16 protein-coding genes are annotated in these 18,722 nt (G+C 69.5%); 8 read left to right on the top strand and 8 right to left on the bottom strand.

The genetic code is table 11. The features are described from left to right. The first annotated feature begins 91 nt into the window (after positions 1–91). Together VEC57_13175 and VEC57_13180 are read left to right on the top strand one after the other, a co-directional pair. Positions 92–1,687, top strand: a complete 1,596-nt coding sequence (locus tag VEC57_13175) for a di-heme oxidoredictase family protein (GenBank protein ID HYC00079.1) — start codon at positions 92–94, stop codon at positions 1,685–1,687. A 140-nt stretch (positions 1,688–1,827) separates the two neighbouring features. Next, positions 1,828–3,354 carry a di-heme oxidoredictase family protein gene (locus tag VEC57_13180; protein ID HYC00080.1) on the top strand — a complete coding sequence of 509 codons (1,527 nt, stop codon included), beginning with the start codon at positions 1,828–1,830 and terminating at the stop codon, positions 3,352–3,354. 77 nt (positions 3,355–3,431) lie between these two features. On the opposite strand, the gene VEC57_13185 is transcribed toward VEC57_13180, so the two are convergent. From VEC57_13185 to VEC57_13195, 3 genes are all read right to left on the bottom strand, one after another. Next, positions 3,432–4,775 (bottom strand): hypothetical protein, encoded by a 1,344-nt coding sequence (locus tag VEC57_13185; protein ID HYC00081.1) that lies wholly within the window; start codon positions 4,773–4,775, stop codon positions 3,432–3,434. Positions 4,776–4,831: 56 nt separating this feature from the next. Then, positions 4,832–5,815 carry a hypothetical protein gene (locus VEC57_13190; GenBank protein ID HYC00082.1) on the bottom strand — a complete coding sequence of 328 codons (984 nt, stop codon included), beginning with the start codon at positions 5,813–5,815 and terminating at the stop codon, positions 4,832–4,834. 160 nt (positions 5,816–5,975) lie between these two features. After that, positions 5,976–6,395, bottom strand: a complete 420-nt coding sequence (locus VEC57_13195) for a nitroreductase family deazaflavin-dependent oxidoreductase (protein ID HYC00083.1) — start codon at positions 6,393–6,395, stop codon at positions 5,976–5,978. A gap of 168 nt (positions 6,396–6,563) precedes the next feature. Between VEC57_13195 and VEC57_13200 the strand changes: the two genes are divergently transcribed. Continuing rightward, positions 6,564–7,814 (top strand): cytochrome P450, encoded by a 1,251-nt coding sequence (locus tag VEC57_13200; GenBank protein HYC00084.1) that lies wholly within the window; start codon positions 6,564–6,566, stop codon positions 7,812–7,814. Between the two features lie 12 nt (positions 7,815–7,826). On the opposite strand, the gene VEC57_13205 is transcribed toward VEC57_13200, so the two are convergent. Both VEC57_13205 and VEC57_13210 read right to left on the bottom strand, forming a co-directional pair. Next, positions 7,827–8,039, bottom strand: coding sequence for a hypothetical protein (locus tag VEC57_13205; protein ID HYC00085.1), 213 nt, complete (start codon positions 8,037–8,039; stop codon positions 7,827–7,829). A gap of 60 nt (positions 8,040–8,099) precedes the next feature. Beyond that, positions 8,100–8,576 (bottom strand): SRPBCC domain-containing protein, encoded by a 477-nt coding sequence (locus tag VEC57_13210; GenBank protein HYC00086.1) that lies wholly within the window; start codon positions 8,574–8,576, stop codon positions 8,100–8,102. A gap of 354 nt (positions 8,577–8,930) precedes the next feature. On the opposite strand from VEC57_13210, the gene VEC57_13215 reads away from it, so the two are divergent. Both VEC57_13215 and VEC57_13220 read left to right on the top strand, forming a co-directional pair. Next, positions 8,931–10,331 carry a S8 family peptidase gene (locus VEC57_13215; protein ID HYC00087.1) on the top strand — a complete coding sequence of 467 codons (1,401 nt, stop codon included), beginning with the start codon at positions 8,931–8,933 and terminating at the stop codon, positions 10,329–10,331. Between the two features lie 263 nt (positions 10,332–10,594). Then, complete coding sequence (locus VEC57_13220; GenBank protein HYC00088.1) at positions 10,595–12,583, top strand: DUF6600 domain-containing protein; 1,989 nt, start codon at positions 10,595–10,597, stop codon at positions 12,581–12,583. A gap of 41 nt (positions 12,584–12,624) precedes the next feature. Here the strand turns inward: VEC57_13220 and VEC57_13225 are convergent, their stop codons facing one another. Both VEC57_13225 and VEC57_13230 read right to left on the bottom strand, forming a co-directional pair. Further along, complete coding sequence (locus tag VEC57_13225) at positions 12,625–13,332, bottom strand: TetR/AcrR family transcriptional regulator (GenBank protein ID HYC00089.1); 708 nt, start codon at positions 13,330–13,332, stop codon at positions 12,625–12,627. After that, positions 13,329–14,486: an SRPBCC family protein gene (locus tag VEC57_13230; GenBank protein ID HYC00090.1), complete on the bottom strand. Its 1,158-nt coding sequence runs from the start codon at positions 14,484–14,486 to the stop codon at positions 13,329–13,331. Before VEC57_13230 ends, VEC57_13225 begins: the two co-directional genes overlap by 4 nt. Before the next feature lie 216 nt (positions 14,487–14,702). Here VEC57_13230 and VEC57_13235 point away from each other — a divergent pair, with 216 nt between their 5' ends. Next, positions 14,703–15,620 carry a TauD/TfdA family dioxygenase gene (locus VEC57_13235; GenBank protein ID HYC00091.1) on the top strand — a complete coding sequence of 306 codons (918 nt, stop codon included), beginning with the start codon at positions 14,703–14,705 and terminating at the stop codon, positions 15,618–15,620. A gap of 66 nt (positions 15,621–15,686) precedes the next feature. Here VEC57_13235 and VEC57_13240 read toward each other — a convergent pair whose 3' ends face one another. Beyond that, entirely contained in the window at positions 15,687–16,460 is a 774-nt protein-coding gene (locus VEC57_13240) for an AraC family transcriptional regulator (GenBank protein HYC00092.1), read from the bottom strand. A 119-nt stretch (positions 16,461–16,579) separates the two neighbouring features. Between VEC57_13240 and VEC57_13245 the strand changes: the two genes are divergently transcribed. Together VEC57_13245 and VEC57_13250 are read left to right on the top strand one after the other, a co-directional pair. After that, a complete protein-coding gene (locus VEC57_13245; GenBank protein HYC00093.1) occupies positions 16,580–17,329 on the top strand; it encodes a Bax inhibitor-1/YccA family protein in 750 nt (249 codons plus the stop codon). Positions 17,330–17,683: 354 nt separating this feature from the next. Then, the gene (locus VEC57_13250; GenBank protein HYC00094.1) at positions 17,684–18,706 is read left to right on the top strand and encodes a helical backbone metal receptor; all 1,023 of its coding nucleotides are present in this window, start codon (positions 17,684–17,686) and stop codon (positions 18,704–18,706) included. Positions 18,707–18,722 lie beyond the last annotated feature (16 nt).

An 18,722-nucleotide genomic window follows, 5' to 3' on the forward strand; every position in this document is an offset into this window, starting at 1 on the left:
GACAAGGGCGCCGGCGAGGGACCGGAAGCCTAAGGCGCTTCGTGTTCCCGGCTTGGTAGCGCCGGTGCCGGCGTGTTAGGGAACGGGGATCATGCCGCAGCCCGGCAGCACGACGAGCCTTCGCGCCCGACGCGCGGCATCGGCGGCCGTGCTCGCTTGTGTCTTCGCCGGCATGGTGGCGGCCAGCGCGTGGCGCGTGCAGCTTTCGGCCGCCGCGTCCGTTGCCACGGGCCGAGCGCCGCTTTTTTCCACCGAACACCTTCCGGTTCCCGATGAGCCGCTGCTTCGCGAGCAGCTCGAGGACGCGGTGGAGCTGCGGCGACGCGAGGACTACGACCGCACGCTCGACGCCCGCGACCCTGGCGAACTGATCGAGCACGCCACGCTGAACGAGATCGATTTCGACCGCCGCACGCTCGGCATCGACACGCTCTTCGTCGTCGGCGACGAGCTGTTCGGTTATCTGTTCCGCCCCGAGAATGGCTGGGGCCGCGGCAGCGTTGATCGCACGGCGGCCGGCTTCACGCCGCAGCTCAACCGAATTCACGACGGTGCCAGCGGCGGGCCCGACGCGTTCGGCTGCTTCAGCTGCCATTCCAAGGGCGGTCCCGACGGTGCGGGCACGCAATCGCAGAACGCGTTCCTGCACGGCAACGGCAAGGGGCTCGGCGGCGCCGACCAGCGCAACCCGCCGCACCTTCTCGGGCTGGGGCCGGTGGCATTGCTGGCGCGCGAGATGAGCGAGGAACTGCGCGACCAGGCCGCCACCGCACGCGAACGTGCGCGCGGCGAGGGCCGCGACGTCGAGCACGCGCTCAGCGCCAAGGGAGTGGCGTTCGGCCGCATCACGGCGCGCGCCGACGGAACGATCGATACCTCGTCGGTCGATGGCGTCGACGGCGACCTGACGATCAAGCCCTTCGGCTGGAAGGGACATCACGCCACGCTGCGCGGGATCGTGGAGGAGTCGCTGCACATCCACCAGGGCCTGCTGTCCAAACGCATCCAGCTCGCGGTGCGCGACGAAGGGCTCGATGCGGCGCCGTACGGCAAGGGCAGGTGGGACGACGTCGACGAGGACGGCGTGCTGCTCGAAATCGATTCGGCAATGGTGACCACCGTGGTCGGCTACCTGGCCCAGCTCGAGGCGCCGGTCACGCGGCCGCCACGCGATCCGGGCCTGCTCGATGCGTTTGCCCAAGGCCGCGCGCAATTCGAGTCCGTCGGCTGCGCGCACTGCCACGTGCCCACGCTCGAGCTCGCGGATGCCAGCTTCGACGTGCGCGAGAAGCTCGATGCCGAGCGGCCGACTTTCCTCATCGACGTGGCCAAGGACGGCGAGACGCCCAAGATCGAGCCCGAGTACGCGCGCGAGGACACTTCCTACCTCGTCCACCTGTTCAGCGATCTGAAACGTCACGACATGGGCGAGGCGCTGGCCACGCCGGGACCGCAGGGAACCATCGGCGCGCGCATGTTCCTGACACGGCCGCTGTGGGGGCTGGCCGAGACGGCGCCCTATCTCCACGACGGCCGCGCGCCCACCGTCCACGATGCGATCGTGCTCCACGGCGGCGCCGCGGCCGGCGCGCGCGACGCCTATCTGGCGCTGGGAGAGGGCGAGCGCGCCAGCGTGCGCGTGTTCCTGACGTCGCTCTCGCGCAAGCCCAAGCTGTTCGTGCCGTGATGCGCGGCGCTGGCACGAAGCTCGTCGTTCGGAGCTGGCGCGCATGCCGGGCGTGGATGGAGCGCCGTGCCGACGCCGAGCGTCGTTCGATCGTCGGCGCCGGCACACGTTGGCGAGCTGCAGGGGCGGCAACGCTTGCGGTGGCGTTCGCATTGCCGGGGCTGAGCGGCTGCGACGGTCCGCGCGCCACCGACTCGCACGCCGGCGTGCCGGCCGCATGGCCGGCGCATTGTCCGCCGGCGCGTCGCATGGATCCCCTGAGCATCGAGGCGGCGCGCGAGGCGCATCGCGTGGCCGAGCGCCGCCACGAGCTGCGCCTGCGCGAGGCCGCGGTGCCAGGCTCGTTCCTGCGCGACGTGCACGAGGCGCTCGATCCGCAGCGGCTGGCGGCCGGCGACATCTGCGTGAGCGAGCTCGCGGATGTCGGCCAACTGCTGTTCGAGCATGAGTACGGCTACGAGGACGGCCTGGGCGCGGGCCAGGCCGCCAGCGGCACCGCCGGCCCCTTCCGGCGCGTGCACGAGGGGCTGTTCGGCGGCCCCGAGACCATCTCGTGTCCTTCCTGCCATTGGATCGGCGGCCCCAACGGCGCCGGCGCCGAAACCGACAACGCGTTCCTCTCCGGCGACGGCGCGATGCCGAGCAGCGGGGATGCGCGAAACCCGCAGGCGCTGCTCGCGCTCGGCGTGGTGCAGGCGCTGGCGCTCGAGATGACGCGCGAGCTGCAGGCGCAGCGCGACGAGCTGCTGCGCAAGGCCGGCAGCGGCGAGGGCAGCGAAACGCGCCTGAGCGCCAAGGGCGTCGACTTCGGCGTGCTGCGCGCCGGCAGCGACGGCAGGCTCGACGCCTCGGGCGTCGAGGGCGTGGATGCGGATCTGGTGGTCAAGCCGTTCGGATGGAAGGGAACGCTCGCCGATCTGGAGGACTTCTCGGCCGAGGCGCTGCAGGTGCACATGGGCGTGCAGAGCGACGGCCTGCTCGCCGATGCCACCGCCGATGTCTACGGCACCGGCAGCGACGCCGACGACCGCGATGCCGACGGCCGGCGCCGGGAATTCGGGCGCGGGCCGCTGGCGGCCATGAGCGTGCATCTTGCGCTGCTCGAGATGCCGATCGTCGAGCCGCTGGTTCAGGATCGTGACCTCGGTGCGGCGGCGCAGGCGCTTCTCGCGCCGACCACCACCAGCTTCGTCGTCGACTTCCAGCGCGGCCGGCAGCATTTCCACGAGCTCGGCTGCGCGAGCTGTCACCGCCCGATGCTGGTGCTGGAGAGCCCGATGCTGACGCTCGAAGGCCTGCCGCCCATCGACCTGTCCGAGCACATGCGGCGCCCGGCCCTGCGCTACGACAGCAACGTCGGAGGTTATCCGGTGTGGCTGTTCAGCGACCTCAAGCGGCACGACATGGGCAGGGCCAATCGCGCGCAGCACGTCCAGCGCGGCGTGGCCGAGCAGGAGTACCTGACGCCGCGGCTGTGGGGCGTCGCGGATTCGGCGCCCTACCTGCACGACGGCCGCGCTCCCAGCCTCGACTACGCCATCGCCGGCCACGACGGCGAAGGCCGCGCCGCGCGACGCAAGTACGCGGCACTGTCGATCGAGGAGAAGGGCGCGCTGCGGGTCTACCTGATGTCGATGCGCCGGGAGTCGCGCCTCATCGTCCCGTGAGCCTCGTGTCTTCCCGATGTCGATGCGCCGCCAGGCGCGCCTCATCGCGGTGAGCTGCTGCGGTCCGAAAACGTCTTTCAGGGATTCTTCCGATCCGACGCCTTCTGCAGCACGTAGAGGTCGAGGACGCCGACGCCGGCTTTTCCGCGGATGGGATGACGGACCGAGCTGATCAGCAGCGCCGGGCGGTGCATGCCGTCGGGATCCGGCGCGCGCCGGATGTGCCAGCCGAACCAGGCCTCCTCCACGTCGCCGAACATCTCGTGCAGCACCGCGCCGGTTCTTCCCGACCGCAGCTCGATCCGTCCGACCTTGGCCACGAAGTCATGGTGGTGCCACGGCGCACCGATGGCGACGTCCTCGACGCCGTCGCCATCGATCTCGCCTGCCGAGACGACCATGCGGCCGTAGAGCTCCTTGGGCTGCTTTCCCTTCCATCTGTGCAGGACCGCGCCGTCGGCGCCGGAGTGCACGAACACCTCGCCGGGGACGACGCGATCGTCGTCGTCGCTGCGCGGCGCCCCGACGACGATTTCTCCGCGTCCGTCGCCGTTGATGTCGCCGAGCGCGGCGACGACTTCGCCGAAGCCGCTGCGGCTGCTCTGGCCGATCCAGTAAAAGATGGGCTGTCCCGTGGCTGCCGACAGCACGTGCACGCCGCCGATCTCGGCGTCGCTTACCCCTTTCTCGCGGTACGCGCCCACGGCAAGGTCGCTGCGGCCGTCGCGGTCGAGGTCGTCGACGCGCGCGACGGACCAGCCGAACGAGAACGTCTTCTTCTTCGGCGAATACGTCTGCAGGACGGTGCCGTCCTTGCCGCTGAGCAGGTAGGCACGCCCCGCACTGGCCGAAGGCGCACCCGCGAACACGTCCACGGTCCCGTCGCCGTTCTGGTCGCCGGCCACGCACAGGTCCCATCCGAGCTGCTCGTGGCGATCGCCCGGACGGCTCCACAACACCTTGCCCGTCTTCGGAGAGCGCGCCGTCACCAGGCCCGTCGTCGAGACATTGCCGACCTTTGCGTTGGGGGCCGACAGCACGACGTCGGCCAGCGCGTCGCCCGAAACGTCGGGCACGGGCAGCACCCAGTGTCCGAGCAGCCCGTCCTGATGCTCGCCATCCCACGAACGGATCTTGACGCCGGTGCGACCCGACCACACGGCCGCCCGGCCGTTCTCGGCCACGCCCTGGAAGCGCGTGAAGCGCATGCCGGCGGCGATGTCGGCGACCTGGTCGCCATCGACGTCGAGCGGCTCCCCGAAGCGGAAGCCGAGCTCGCCGCCGTCGGCTTCGCCGGTGACGCGGCGGGCAAGACACCAGCCGCCGCCGCTGCCGGCGCACGGGCTTTCGGCGCGGCCATCGCGCGAATCGACGGAGAGGAGGAGAAGGAGCAGTGCCGAAGCGATGCGGCGGAGATGCATGACGCCGGCAAGAGAGAGGCGCCGCCGGCACGAACCTGCCGGCGGCGCCCAGGGGATCAGTCGACGCAGCAGCCGACCCAGCTCGTCTGCGCGCCGCAGTTCAGACCGGTGGTGATGCTGCCGAGGTCACCGGTGGCGTTGTTGAGCGCGATGCGGTTGCCGTGGGCGCCGGTGTGGACCGTGGCATAGAACCAGCGCGTCGTGTTGCCGGCGTTGATGCACTGGTCGTCGCCGGGCTGCGCCGGATCGATGGCCCAGAACGACGTGACGGCGTCGTTGCTCGGGTCCTTGATTCCGTCGAGGTCGCCGGCGGTCTCGGCCGACAGCAGGTCCGTCACCGTGCATGCATGGGTGCCCGCAAAAGCGGACTCGCATGCGGCGTCGGCGCCCGCGACGCCGGGCGTCAGGTTGTAGTTGAACAGGCCGTTGGTGCTCTCGAGCATCGCCTTGAGCACGGTCCCCGGAAGCGCCGGCATCGTCGTCGTGGTGGTCGTCGTCGGCGACGGATTGCACGTGGTCGGCTCGGTGTCGCACGCGACGGCCGCGCACTGCACGTCGATGAAGATCTTCTCGTCGTCCTTCTTCGGCGAATCGCAGCGCATGCAGTAGCGCGTGCCGGTGCCGAACTGCACCTGCGCATTGATCGCGCCCTGCGGCGCATCATCGGACAGCGTGAAGGCGACGCCGGACTTGATCTTGACGAGCAGCTTGCCGTCGGCGATCTGCGCGAGGTTCTTGCTGTCGTCCTTGTACTTCCACTGCGAGCCGTTGGTGGTCCAGGACGCGCCGCCCGGCAGCAGGATGCAGTCGTCGTCGCTTGCGCTGTAGACGTGGACGGACGCGCCGTTGGTGGCTGGGTCGCCGGCCTCGGCGTAGGCGATGCCAGCGTCGCCGGAGAGGAGCTGGATCTGGCGCTTGGCCGGATCGGAGTTGTCCTTGACCATCATCTTCTTGGACGAGATGTCCTCGGCCGAGGCCGAGGTGACTGCGGCGGTCATCAGCAGTGTCGCGGCGAATCCAATGATCGAAACGTTCTTCATTTGTCACCCCCGTTCTGGATGGCGGGCCGGCGCGCGGACCGCGGTTGGCCCGGCACCTTATGCCAGCGCGCGCGCTTTGTAGAGCCCCTCGGCTGTTTCGATCGCTGCCGGCGCCGGAGGCCGCCGCCCAGGCCGGCGGACCGGCCTGGCTGCCGCCACGTCAGGTGCGTTCGAGGACCACGACGGGAATCTGGCGGGAGGTGCTGCGCTGGTAGTCGTCGTAGGCCGGCCAGATACGGGCCATCTCCTTCCAAAGACGCTCCCTCTCGGCGCCCGTGGCGGTGCGGGAGCGGGCGCGGAACTTTTCCGGCCCGACCTGCACGTCCACGAGCGGCTCGACGCGCAGGTTCTTGTACCAGCCCGGATGCTCGGGCGAGCCGCCGCGGGAGGCGACGATCACGTAGTGGTCTCCGTCGCGGCCGTAGATGAGCGGGATGGTGCGCGGCTGGCGCGTCGTACGGCCCATCGTCGTCAGCAGCAGGGTTGGGACGCCGTTCCAGATGTGCCCCTCGGCGCCGTCGCTCTCGAGGTACTTGCGGAGATGGTCTTCGATCCAGTCGGGCAGCTTCATGTCGGACATGCGCAGCCTCCTTTTCGCTCGAGCCGAGTTTAACGTGTCTTCGCCATCGGTGGTGCTGTTTCGCGTCGACACGGGAAGGACGGCGCGCGAGGGGCTCCGGTTCGACCACCGGTCGGATGCACGTTACAACGGCGTTGTCGCAAAGGGGCGGCAACAGGAGGTGTCACGATGGGCGCGACGCATGAACGACCGGCGCCGGCCGCTGCATCCGACGAGTCCTGGAAGGACGATCCCTGGCTCGGAGTCTTCCCGCCCGAGCTCGCCCGCCAGAGCGATCCCTACAAGCTGCTGGCGCGTCTGCGCGACCACGATCCGGTCAACGAAACGCCCATCGGCCTGTTTCGGCTCACACGCTACGACGACGTCGTGCGCATGCTGAAGGAGGTGCCCTCGGGCGTACGCTTCTCGGACGGGACGGCGTTCGGAATGGCGGCGACCGCGGGCGGCGTGAACCAGTTCATCCTCCAACGGGACCCGCCCGACCACACGCGCCTTCGCAAGCTGATGAGCCAGGCGTTCAAGCCGCGCGCGATGGACCGCTTGCGGGCGCGCGTGCAGGAGCTGGCGGACGAGCTGCTCGACGAGGTCATCGAGCGTGGCGAGCTCGACGTGATCCGCGACCTTGCGCTTCCGGTGCCCTCCACCGTCATCTGCGAGATGATGGGTGTTCCGCTCGCCGACCGCGCCCGGTTCACCGAGTGGACCTCCCTGGCAACCCACCTGCTGGCGGCGGCGTTGCTGCCGCCCGACGCCATTGCGCGCAGCGCCGCCGCCGCCGACGAGCTGGCGGCGTATTTCCAGGAACTGATCGCGGACCGCCGCCAACATCTCGGAGAGGACATCCTGAGCGAGCTGATCCGGGCCGAGGAGGCCGGTGATCGCCTGAGCCAGACCGAGCTGCTGTCGCAGTCGATCGGCCTTCTCATCGCCGGCTTCGAGACCACCATCGGTCTGATTGGCAACGGCGTAAGGGCGCTGGTCACGCACCCGGACCAGCTCGAGCTGTTGCAGGAGAGCCCCCACCTCATCGGCAGCGCCGTGGAGGAATGCCTCCGCTACGACGGTCCGATCCTGCTCACGATCCGCATCACGCGCGAGGATACGCAGTTCGGCGGCAAGACGATCCCGCGCGACCGCCCCGTCATGTGCATGCTCGCAGCGGCCAATCACGATCCGGCGCATTTCGCCGATCCCGAACGCTTCGACATCCGCCGCACCGACAACGACCACCTCGCCTTCGGCGGCGGCGCCCACTTCTGTCTGGGCGTGCACCTTGCGCGCATGGAGACGCAGATCGCGATCGCAACCCTGGTCCGGCGCGTGCGCGATCTGGAGCTGGCGAGCGAGGAAGTGGAGTGGGGACGCTCGCTGTTCCGCGTCCTCGGCCGGCTGCCGCTGGCGTTCCGGCCGCGCCACTGAGGCGTGCGACGATCAGCGGCCCTTGCGGGCGCGCTTGACGGGGGTCGTGGCGGTGGGCGGGTTCTTCGATCCGCCCGACACGCGCGCCGATCCGCCACCGGGAGGATCGGCGGCATCGCCGGTGGCGTCGACGCTGCGCCCCTTGCCCGCCGCCAGATGATCCTGGCGCGCCTTCCCTTTGGAGTCGTAGCTCTTTTCCGAGGTGTCTTTTGCAGAGGGCGCCATGGGTGAGAGGACCCCGGCCGCCGCGCATTTATTCGCGCGAGCGGCGCGGCCGCGCAGCCGCTACTGCCGCTCCGAGCGATGCTTGAGCCCTTCGGCGGCCAGGCGGAAACCGGCTTCCATGTGCGCGGCGTACAGAGCGCGCACCAGCGGGGCGAGCAGCCCGCTGAGATAGTCGATGCTGGTGTAGCGGGTGCGCGCCGCCCCCAGTGCCTCCACGGTCTGGTAACGATTGGCGACGAGCAGCGTGGGCGCCAGCATGTGCATGCCCCACGCCAGACGGTGCGGCGGTTCGAATACGTTGAGCGTCTCGATCTGACGCATCGGCTTTCTGCCCGGAAAGCACACCTGCAGGACGACCTCGTCGCCGATGCGGCCGCTGCACTCCACGTTCGGGGTGAATCGGTTCCACTCTCCGTAATGCTCGAAGTCCGTCAGCACCGCCCACACTCGCTCCGCCGGAGCATCGATGTCGATGGTTGCCGAAGGCGCGAACGGAAACAGCCGGCCCTGCGCGAATCGCTTCTCGATGTCGTTCATCGGGCGCATTCGCGCGTTGTCGTCTTTTTTCGCGGCGGTGACCAATCCGGTCGAAGAGGACGCGGGCCCGCGGCGTCACTCCCCGCTCACGCACGTCGACAGACCGAGCGAGCCGCCGGAGGGCGAAACGCGGCGGGTGGCACGGCGGCGGCGGTGAAAACGGCATTTCGCCCTCGGGGCGTTGACACTTTTTGCGGCCATTCCTCGACACTTCGGCCGCGCTTCTTACTTTGGCAGGACGTAGTCGCAGCGGCGTTTTCGCGGCTGCGGCGGAAGCGATGGGTGGGGGCGAAGCTCCAAGTCGCCCCGGATTTCACAGGCCGGCCCGGAATGGGCCGGGAGAACGGAGCTCTGATGTCACGTACACGTGCCTTCGCGCTGGCCGCATTCGGCTCGAGCGCGCTTTCTTTTGTTCTGACGGCGCCCGCTGCGGCGGACCGCGCCGACGATGTGGCCAAGGAGCTGCAGCGCCACGCGCACGTGCGCGACGAGATCGTCGTGCAGTACCGTGCGGGCGTTTCGCAGCGCGGCAAGGCCGCGGCGCGCGGTCGCGTGGGCGGCCAGCGCAAGGAGCTTCTGCTCGATGAGAAGTGGCGCGCCGACAAGGACGGCGGCGGCGAGCTCGAACTGGTGCGCATTCCTCCAGGGCACGGCGTTGCCAACGCGGTGCGCGACATCGAGGAGGATCCCGCGGTCGCCTTCGCCGAGCCCAACTTCGTGTACACGCATCAGGCTGCGTCGAACGACTCCTACTACACATCCGGTTATCTGTGGGGGATGTACGGCGATGCGACCTCGCCGCGGGCCGTCTACGGCTCGCAGGCCGGCGAGGCGTGGGCAGCCAACAAGACCAACTGCAGCACGGTGTGGGTCGGCATCATCGACACCGGCGTCATGTACAGCCACCCCGATCTCAACGACAACTACGGTCGCAATCCCGGGGAGATCGGCGGCAACGGCAAGGACGACGACGGCAACGGCTATCGCGACGACGTGCGCGGCTGGGACTTCGCCGCCAACAACAACAGCGTCTTCGACGGCGCAGCCGACGATCATGGCACGCATGTGGCCGGCACCATCGGCGGCGAGGGCGGCAACGGCCAGGGCGTGGCCGGCGTATGCTGGAAGGTCAAGCTGCTGGCGGGCAAGTTCCTTGGCCCGGAGGGCGGATCGCTGGCCAACGCGCTGCGCGCCATCGACTACTTCACCGACCTGAAGAAGCGTCACGGCATCAATCTGGTGGCGACGAACAACTCGTGGGGCGGCGGCGGTTACTCGCAGGCGTTGTACGATGCGATCGAGCGCGCTCGTGCGGCCGACATCCTGTTCGTGGCGGCGGCGGGCAATGGCGGCCTGGACGGCTACGGCGACAACAACGACGTGATCGCCAGCTATCCGGCCAGCTATCCCAACGCCAACGTGATCAGCGTTGCCTCGATCACGTCCAGCGGCGGCCGCTCGAGCTTCTCGAACTACGGCGCGACCAGCGTCGACATCGCGGCGCCCGGGTCGTCGATCGTCTCGACGGTGCCGGTGCGGAAGCTGCTCGGCGGCGTCTCGGCGGGCTATGCAACCTTCAGCGGGACGTCGATGGCAACTCCGCACGTCACCGGCGCGGCCGCGCTGTACAAGGCCAGGCATCCGGCTGCCACGGGCGCGCAGATCAAGAGCGCGATCCTGGCAAGCGCGGTGCCGACGCCGTCGATGGCAGGCATGTGCGTGACGGGCGGACGCCTCGACGTCAGCGGGTTCTGAGAACAGAACGGCGCAAGGCCAGCCCCGCTGCCCGTCGCGCCGCCGTCTACGTCCTGGTGTGGGCCGAGCTGGCTTACGCGATCGCGCTCGCTTGGCAGCCGTTCGGCATGGCGGCGCTGTGGAGCCTGAGCGGCAACAACTGAGGGACGCGCCATCAACTGAGGGACGCGCTGCGCCCGTTGTGCGTGCTCCAGGCTGCGAGGAGGCCCCGGCCAAGGCTCGGGCGCCTTACTAGCCTGCGAGGCCATTGTTATAACGGAGGCATGATCGAGACTCGCACCCCCCTTCCTGTTCTTGTTGCCGTGGCCGTCGCCGTGACGAGCGGCGCGTGTGCGACTCGCCGAGTCGAGCATGTCGAGGTCCCATACAATCAGGGCTACGACGACCGCTATTACCAGGACACCGAGTACGAGAGCGCTCCGGTCTACGAGGAACGCATCCAGGAGCGCTACGACGACCGGGGCTACGAGCAGCGATACGATGAGCGTTACGACGCCGGATATCGCGAAGCGCCGCCACCGGCATCGGCCGAGGTCGTCGAAGAGGACTACTTCTATCGCTCGCTGGCTCCGCACGGCCGCTGGGTGCAGCACGCCGAGTTCGGCTGGGTGTGGTCGCCCTCAGGCGTTGCCGCTGGATGGCGGCCCTACACGGAAGGCGAGTGGGTGTGGGCGGATGAGTACGGCTGGTACTGGTCGTCGTACGAGCCCTGGGGCTGGGCGACGTACCACTATGGCCGCTGGTACTTCGATCCGTTCTACGGCTGGTCGTGGGTGCCGGGCTATACGTGGGCGCCGGCATGGGTGAGCTGGCGCGTGGGCGGCGGCTACATCGGATGGTCGCCGCTGTGGCCGGACTACTTCGATCATCACCATCATCATCACTGGTGGTACCGCCACCGCCACGATCATGACTGGCACCGCCGTCATCGCGGCCGCGACTGGGATCCGTGGATCTTCACGCGCGATCGCGACTTCACCTCGCCACGCGTAGGCCGGCGCCAGATTCGCGATGCGCGCGAACGCGATCGCATTCGCGATAGCGCGCGAGAGATCCGTGTCGATCGCCGCCGCCCGGAAACGATCGGCCGCGCTCTCGACCGCCGCATCGTCGAGCGCGCAACCGGACGCCCGATCCGCCCCGCCAAGATCGAACGCGCCGACAGGCCGGGAAGGGCGCGCGAAGGACAGCGCGATCGCGTGCAGGTGTTCCGCCCGCAGGTCCGGCAGGCCCGCGACAAGACGCCCGACAAGATCGGGGTGGCCAAGCCGCAATCGCGCGAGGAGCGCGAGCAGCAGCGGCGGGCGTGGGAAACGCTGCGCGGCGACGATCGCGGCCGCGACGGCCGCGCCGGCGAAGACCGCACGCGCGATCGCGACGGCCGCGCCGGCGAGGACCGCACGCGGGATCGCGACGGCCGCGGCGGCGAGGATCGCATGCGGGACGTCGGCGGTGGCGACGAGCGCGGACGCGACGGCCGCGGCGGCGAGGATCGCATGCGGGACGTCCGCGGTGGCGGCGAGCGCGATCGCGACGGCCGCGGCGGTGATGGTCGCATGCAGGACGTCGGCGGCGGCGGCGACCGCGGCCGCACTCCTTCAGGCACCGTCGACGAGCGCGGTCGCGACGAACGGGCGCCGGCGCAGCGGCCGAGCGCGGTGCCGCCCGGCGGCGCGGCAGGGCGACCCGAGGACCGACGCGGTGGGCCTCCGGCCACCGAAGATCGCATTCGCCAGCGCCAGGACTTCGACGACCGCGGTCGCGGCGGCTTTCAGCGTCCCGACGATCGCTTCGATTCGCGGCGCGCGCCCGAGCCGCGCGAGCGCATCGATACGCGCACGCCGTCGACGCGTCAGCCCACGCAGAGGCCGCAGATGGAACGGACGATTCCGCAACCGCGAAGCACGCGGCCCGAGTTCGCTCCGAGCGGGCGCCAGCCCCCCACGCCGCGGCCCGAGCCGCGTCGCCAGTTCGCGCCCAGCCCGCGGCCCTCAGCGCCGCCGCCCGGTGCGCGCGAGATGGACCGGCCGCGGCCGAATGTTCGCGAGACGTCGCGGGAGATCGAGCGCGTGGCGCCGCCGCCGCGCTCGTCCTCGCCGCCGCCGATGCGCGAAGCTCCGCGCTCGTCAGGCGGTTATTCGCCGTCGCGAATGGGCGGCGACGGAGGACCGCGCGGAGGTGGAGGTGCCGGCATGTCGGCGCCGCGTGGCGGTGGTGGAGGAGGCGGCCGCGGCAGCGACCGCGCGCGCTGATCCTCTGCATTGGCCGCCGGCCGCGGCAACCCGGGCGGCTCTCAGTGCTGCCGCTTCCTGCGCGTGCCGGGCACCTGCCGCAGCGCAGGTGCATCGGCGGCGCCCACGCTGCGCCGGCAGAAGCGAACGAGAGTGGCGATGATGCGCTCGGCGGATTCCATCTGTCCCGCCACGGGAGAGAGCGGTCCGACCAGAGCTTCGGCGACGGCGCCGACCAGCGCTGCAGCGCTGAGCTCGACGTCCTGGCGCGGAATCTCGCCGGCGGCCACGGCCTGTCGCAGCAGGCCGGCCATGTGGCGGCAGTAGGTCCGCCGGTACACCAACCGTTCCTCGTCGACGAGTGGATCGACCGGTTCGTAAAGCAGTGCCCATGCCAGGCGCCGGTGGCGCAGCACGCCCCGGGCATGCGCTGCCACTGCCGCTTCCAGACGCTGCATGCAGGTCCCGCCGGTTGCCGCCTGATCCACGGCCGCCAGGTCATGCGCAGCGGCGTGCCGGAACACCTCGACGAACAACTCCGCCTTGGAAGGGAAGTGACGGTACATCGCGCCGGCGGCAACGCCTGCGCGATCGGCGACCGCCTGCACCGACGCTGCCCCATAGCCGCCTTCTTCGAGAAGCTGGCGGGCCGCGTCGATCAGCCGCTCGCGCGTCGCGGTGCGCGCGTTGCCCGCGCCGCTCGCGGAGGAATCACCGGCCGCTGCGCTCTTCTTGCTGCGCCGGCGCGCGGTGGGGCGTCTGGTGCTCACGCTGCACTTCGAGCAGCGGTCTCGAGCGCCGCATGGAGGGTTCGGTGGAAATGGCCGATGGCTGATTCGAAGAGCCCGAACTCGAAAAAATCGTTCGCGCCGGTGGCGAGGCCTCTCTGGATCGCGCAAGCCACTTCGCGATCCTCGGCCGCACCCGCGTCGACGAGCTGGGAGGCGGTGGTGATGCGCTCGGCGGCGTCCGCGTCGTCGGGCGAATGGTCGGTCAGCATGTACGTGACCAGGCGCGTGCTGTCGATGCTCAGCGGCTCCACCGACACCAGGAAGATGCGGCCGGGAAACGTCGCCACCATCGTGTTCGGGAACAGATGATAGACGTAGGTCAGCGTGCCTTCGGCGCTGCGCAGGGGCGGCGCAACCTCGCGCATCCGATGGATCGACTTGTAGGGAAACGCGATGCGGGTGTTGTCGCCGAAGTGCTCGACGACGTTGAGGTTGTCGAATTGCAGCGGGTAGAAGGTCCCGCGATGCGTGGAACGGATGTGATAGCCCTCGAGGAAGCCTTCGACCATGATTTTCCAATTGGCCGCGACGTCGCCTTCGTAGGCGCTGGGGCCGACGCACCGGAAGCGTGACGGGATCAGATCGGTCAGCGAGGCGGCGCTGGCCGCCGAGTCGGGTGCGCCGGCGACGGGCTCGTTCTGCGTCACGAATACGATTCCGGAGGTTTCCACCGTCTTCACCGGCACGAGCCCGCGCACCCCTTTGTCGAGCCCGGGAAAGCCGTGCTCGTGCGGCACGTGGCGCAGATTGCCGCTCAGGCCGTAGGTCCAGCCGTGGTAGCGGCACACGAATGCCTTCTCGCATCCGGCGCCATCGACGAGCTGCGCGCCTCGGTGACGGCACGCGTTGCGGAACGCCTGCACCGAGCCGTCCTCGCCGCGCACGGCGAGGATCGGCGTTCCGGCGGCGCGGCGTGCGACGTAGGACCCGGAAGTTGGCAGCGCCGCCGACGGGCAGAACGCGCTCGGCAGCCGCCGCAGAAGCGCGAGCTCGGCGTCGTAGCGCTGCGCGCTCCGGTAGTTGTCCACCGGCTCGCGCCAGATTGCGCGGCCGAGGTCGGTGGTCCGGTGGTCGATGTGCTCGAGGATGCGGCCGACGACGGTGGGGTCGTCGGCGAGAATGGCCGTGCTCATCGTTCGCTTCTCCGCACGTCCTGGTCGCGGAATGGTGCGGCCGTAGCGTGCCGTTCGCTTCCTGCGCCGCCGGACGGCCGGCGTCCGCAGTGAATCAGGATTCACGCACTAGTGAACCGGGATTCACATGTCAAGGAGCGTCCTCGATGCATCGGCGGCAAGCTGGTATCGTCCGGCGCGAATCCGCCGGACCGGCTGCGACACTCGGAGGGCTACATGACGACCGCTGCGAACACCGTCACCAAAACCGCGACCTGGAACGTGAAGCGACTGTCGGGGTCGCTCGGAGCCGAGATCCGGGGGATCTCGCTGGCCGCGGCGGATGCTTCCGATGCCGAGGCGATCAAGGCGCTGCTGACCGAGCACCTGGTGCTGTTCTTCCCCGATCAGGGACTGACACCCGACCAGCACATCGCGTTCGGCCGCCTGTTCGGCCAGCTCGAATCGCATCCGAACCTGTCGATCGGTGCCGAGCGTCCCGAGTTCTTCGAGCTGCATGCCTACGGCGGCCAGGGCGCGGTGGCCGATGAATGGCACAGCGACCTGTCGTGCCAGGCCCGGCCGTCGCTGATCGCGATCCTGCACATGGTCCGATGTCCCGACGTCGGCGGCGACACGATGTGGACCAACACCTACAAGGCCTACGACGAGCTCTCGGCGCCGATGCGCGAATTCTGCGACGGCCTCTCGGCGCTGCACGACGCGCATCCTCACGGCAAGCCCGAGCAGATGGCGGTGCACCCGGTCGTACGCGTTCACCCCGAGACGGGCAGGAAGGCGCTGTTCGTCAACGAGCACTTCACGCGCCGCATCGTCGAGCTGAGCCATCAGGAGAGCGAGGTGATCCTGGCGTTCCTGACGCGCTGGGTGGCGAGCCCGCGTTTCACGGTGCGTTATCACTGGACGCCGGGAACGATCGCGATGTGGGACAATCGCTGCACGCAGCACCACGTGCTCAACGACTTCGAAGGCGACCGCATCATCCAGCGCGTCACGGTGATGGGCGACGATCCCAAGCCCGCCACGCCTCCTCGATGGAAGCCGTACATCAAGGGGGTCACGGCCGGAAGCCATCGCGACTTCCAGCTGCAGACGTTCCTGAGCAGCGCCCGGAGCGGCGCGCGCGAGAGTTGACGCACGCGACGTCAGCGGCCGGCGCGCGCGGCTGTCAGGCGACGGCACGCGCCGAGGGCGGCGGCGTCAGCAACGGTGGAACTGCAGCTTGGAGCGGTCGATCATGTCGCTCGGGCTGATGCCGAACGTTTCGGCAAGAACGTGATCGGCGTGTGCGAGATCGTAGAAACCTACGATGTGCGCGACGTCGGTGAAGCTCAGGTCCTCGCGCCACAGCATCGCTGCCTTCCACACGGCGATCCAGCGTCGCACCTGCGGCAGGGTGCATCCGATCTGCTTGGCGAACAGCGCCCGCAGGCGCGACTCGGACAATCCCACTTCGGCGGCGAGCGCCGAAACCGCCAGCTCGTCGAGGCGGCGCTCCTCGCACAGCTCGAGCACGCGACGGACCCGCGCGTCGTACTCGGGCGCCGGCGGCGCATCGCCGGCCACGGCGGCAACCACTCGATGAAACAGGTCGATGGCCGCCGAGCAGGCCACCTCGCCGCCGAACGACTGCCGGCAAACCTCGCGAGCCCGCGCGAGCGCCTCCGCATCGATCCGCTGGATGCTGTTGCGTGCGAGCCTCGGAGCCAGAGCGCGGTAGGCGGTGCTGGTGATGCCGGCGTCGATGATGGTCAGGTCGCAGTCGACCGCTTCGATGAACCGGCGGGCCACGTTCGGCGCGACCAGCACCCCCTCATACCGCGCCGGCGGCTTGTCGCCCGCCTCGAGCAGAACGTCGCCGCGGTTGGCGATGATGATGGTTGCCGCCAGGCGCCGGTATGGCCTGGTCCGCCGGTCCACCACCAGCGTCTGCGCCTGTACGAGCAGGCAGCGGTCGAAGAGGTAGGCCCTCATTGCCTGCCCGTGCCAGTGCGAGGAAGGCATGGGCGGCAGACTAACCGCCCGGCGCCGCTGTCGCGAAACGGCGCAATGGAGAGCTTCGCGTTGAGAACGGGCGGGGATAGGATCGGTGCATGAGCCAACATCTAGCCATGCGCTCGGGCAACCCCGCCCTCAGCGCCGACACCTTCCGAGTTCCCCGCGTCGCCGGCGATGCCATGACCGTCGGCGGAACCGTCAACAAGACTGCAATCGCGCTGCTACTGCTGATTGCCACCGCCGCCTACACCTGGAACCTCGGCCGCGCCGGCGACCCGATGGTCAACACCCTGACGATGGTGGGCATCGTCGGCGGATTGATCACGGCGCTGGCAACCGTGTTCAAGAAGGAGTGGGCGCCCGTGACCGCACCCGGCTACGCCTTGCTCGAAGGCCTTGCGCTGGGCGGCATTTCGGTTGCGTTCGAGGCGCGCTATCCCGGCATCGTCAGCCAGGCCATCTTTCTCACCTTCGGGACCCTCGGCGCGCTGCTGATTGCGTATCGTTCGGGGCTCGTTCGGGCCACGGAGAACTTCAAGCTCGGTGTGGTCGCTGCCACCGGAGGGATCGCGCTCGTCTATCTCATCGGGTTCGTGATGAGCTTCTTCGGCACTTCGATCCCTCTCATCCACGGCAGCGGCATGGTAGGCATCGGCTTCAGCCTGGTCGTGGTCGGCATTGCCGCCCTCAACCTCGTGCTGGACTTCGACTTCATCGAGCAGGGCGCCGAGCGCGGCGCACCCAAGTACATGGAGTGGTACGCGGCGTTCGGGCTGCTCGTGACGCTGGTCTGGCTGTACCTCGAGATCCTACGCCTGCTCTCCAAGCTGCAGGAACGGCGCTAGCGCGCGCGGCCGGAGCGGCTCCCGCTTCGCGCACAAGGGCAGCGCACGCGACGCTGGCGCGACGGCCGGCCGCGGCTCCGGCGCACCGCGACGGCCCGCGCCATCTTGCGGAAACCGTCCTGGACCGGCTGCGACACGGGAAGAGACAAAGAAAAACCGGGCAGCCGCGGGGGGGAACGGCTGCCCGGTATCTTTAGGACCGGAGGTCGAAGGGCCTGTGGAGGGGCCGGGCCCGGCGACCTTTTTTCCGGCTCCCTGGACAGTGTGGGGGGAGCACCGTCCAGGAGTCGCCAACGGGCGGAAGAAAAAGGAGGGGAAACTCCCGTTCCGTCGGCTTCGGAAACATTGACGCCCATGGCTACGATTCATTCGAGCACCCGCGGCAGTTTTCCCGACCCGCCGCGACACACATCGGGAGGCGGCACTGCCGTGCGCCGCCCTCCACCGCATCGCGGTACTCTCACCCGCGTCTTCGCGGGCATTCGGGTCACCGCCGCGGCCGCGGCGATGTCGTTATCAGCCCCCGGTCCAGCCACCGTGGAGGCGGCCAATGCGCCTGCGCGCATCGTTTCGCTGGTACCGGCGGTGACCGAGACGCTGTTTGCCATAGGTGCTGGCCCCAGAGTGGTGGGCGTGTCCACCTTCTGCGATTTTCCGGAACAGGTGGTTTCGCTTCCCAGGGTAGGCAGCTTCGTCGCGCCCGTCGCCGAGGCCATCGTCGCGCTTTCGCCCGATCTCGTGATCACGTCCCCGACGCCGGGCAACCAGCCGGCGGTGCGGGCAATCGAGCGCGCGGGTGTCCGCATCGCCGTCGTGCGGAGCGAGGGCGGACTGGCCGAGGCCAAGGCGGCGATTCGCGACGTGGCTTCGGCGGCGGGCGTCGCGGCTGCCGGTGCCGACCTGGTCGCGCACCTGGAGGCGGAGCTCGAGGCGACCTCGGCATCGGTCCAGGGCCTGGCGCGGCCACGGGTTGCGGTGGTCGTTGGCCGCGACCCGCTCGTGCTGGCCGGACCCGAGAGCTATCTCGGCGAGCTGGTCGCCATCGCCGGCGGCACCAACGTCGCCTCCGGCCTCAGGGGGCGCTGGCCGCGCGTGGGACATGAATTCCTGATCGAGAACGCGCCCGAGGTCATCATCGACCTGACCATCGCCATGGCAGGAGAGGGTACGGCGCAATCGGCGCAGTCGGCGTGGAACGATCATCCCGCCATTCCGGCCGTGGCGGCGCAGCGCGTCTACCCCAGCTCCGACCGTGCGACCGGGGACGCCGTCATGCTGCTGCGGCCGGGCCCGCGCCTTGCGCGGGCATGCTCACTGCTGGCGGGCTGGATCCATCCGGCACGCGCGCCGCGCCCGCAGCCGGGCGAGCAGCAATGACGCGGCGGCTGACGCG

This window comes from Candidatus Limnocylindrales bacterium, assembly GCA_035626395.1.
Taxonomy (GTDB): domain Bacteria; phylum Desulfobacterota; class Binatia; order UBA1149; family CAITLU01; genus DASPNH01.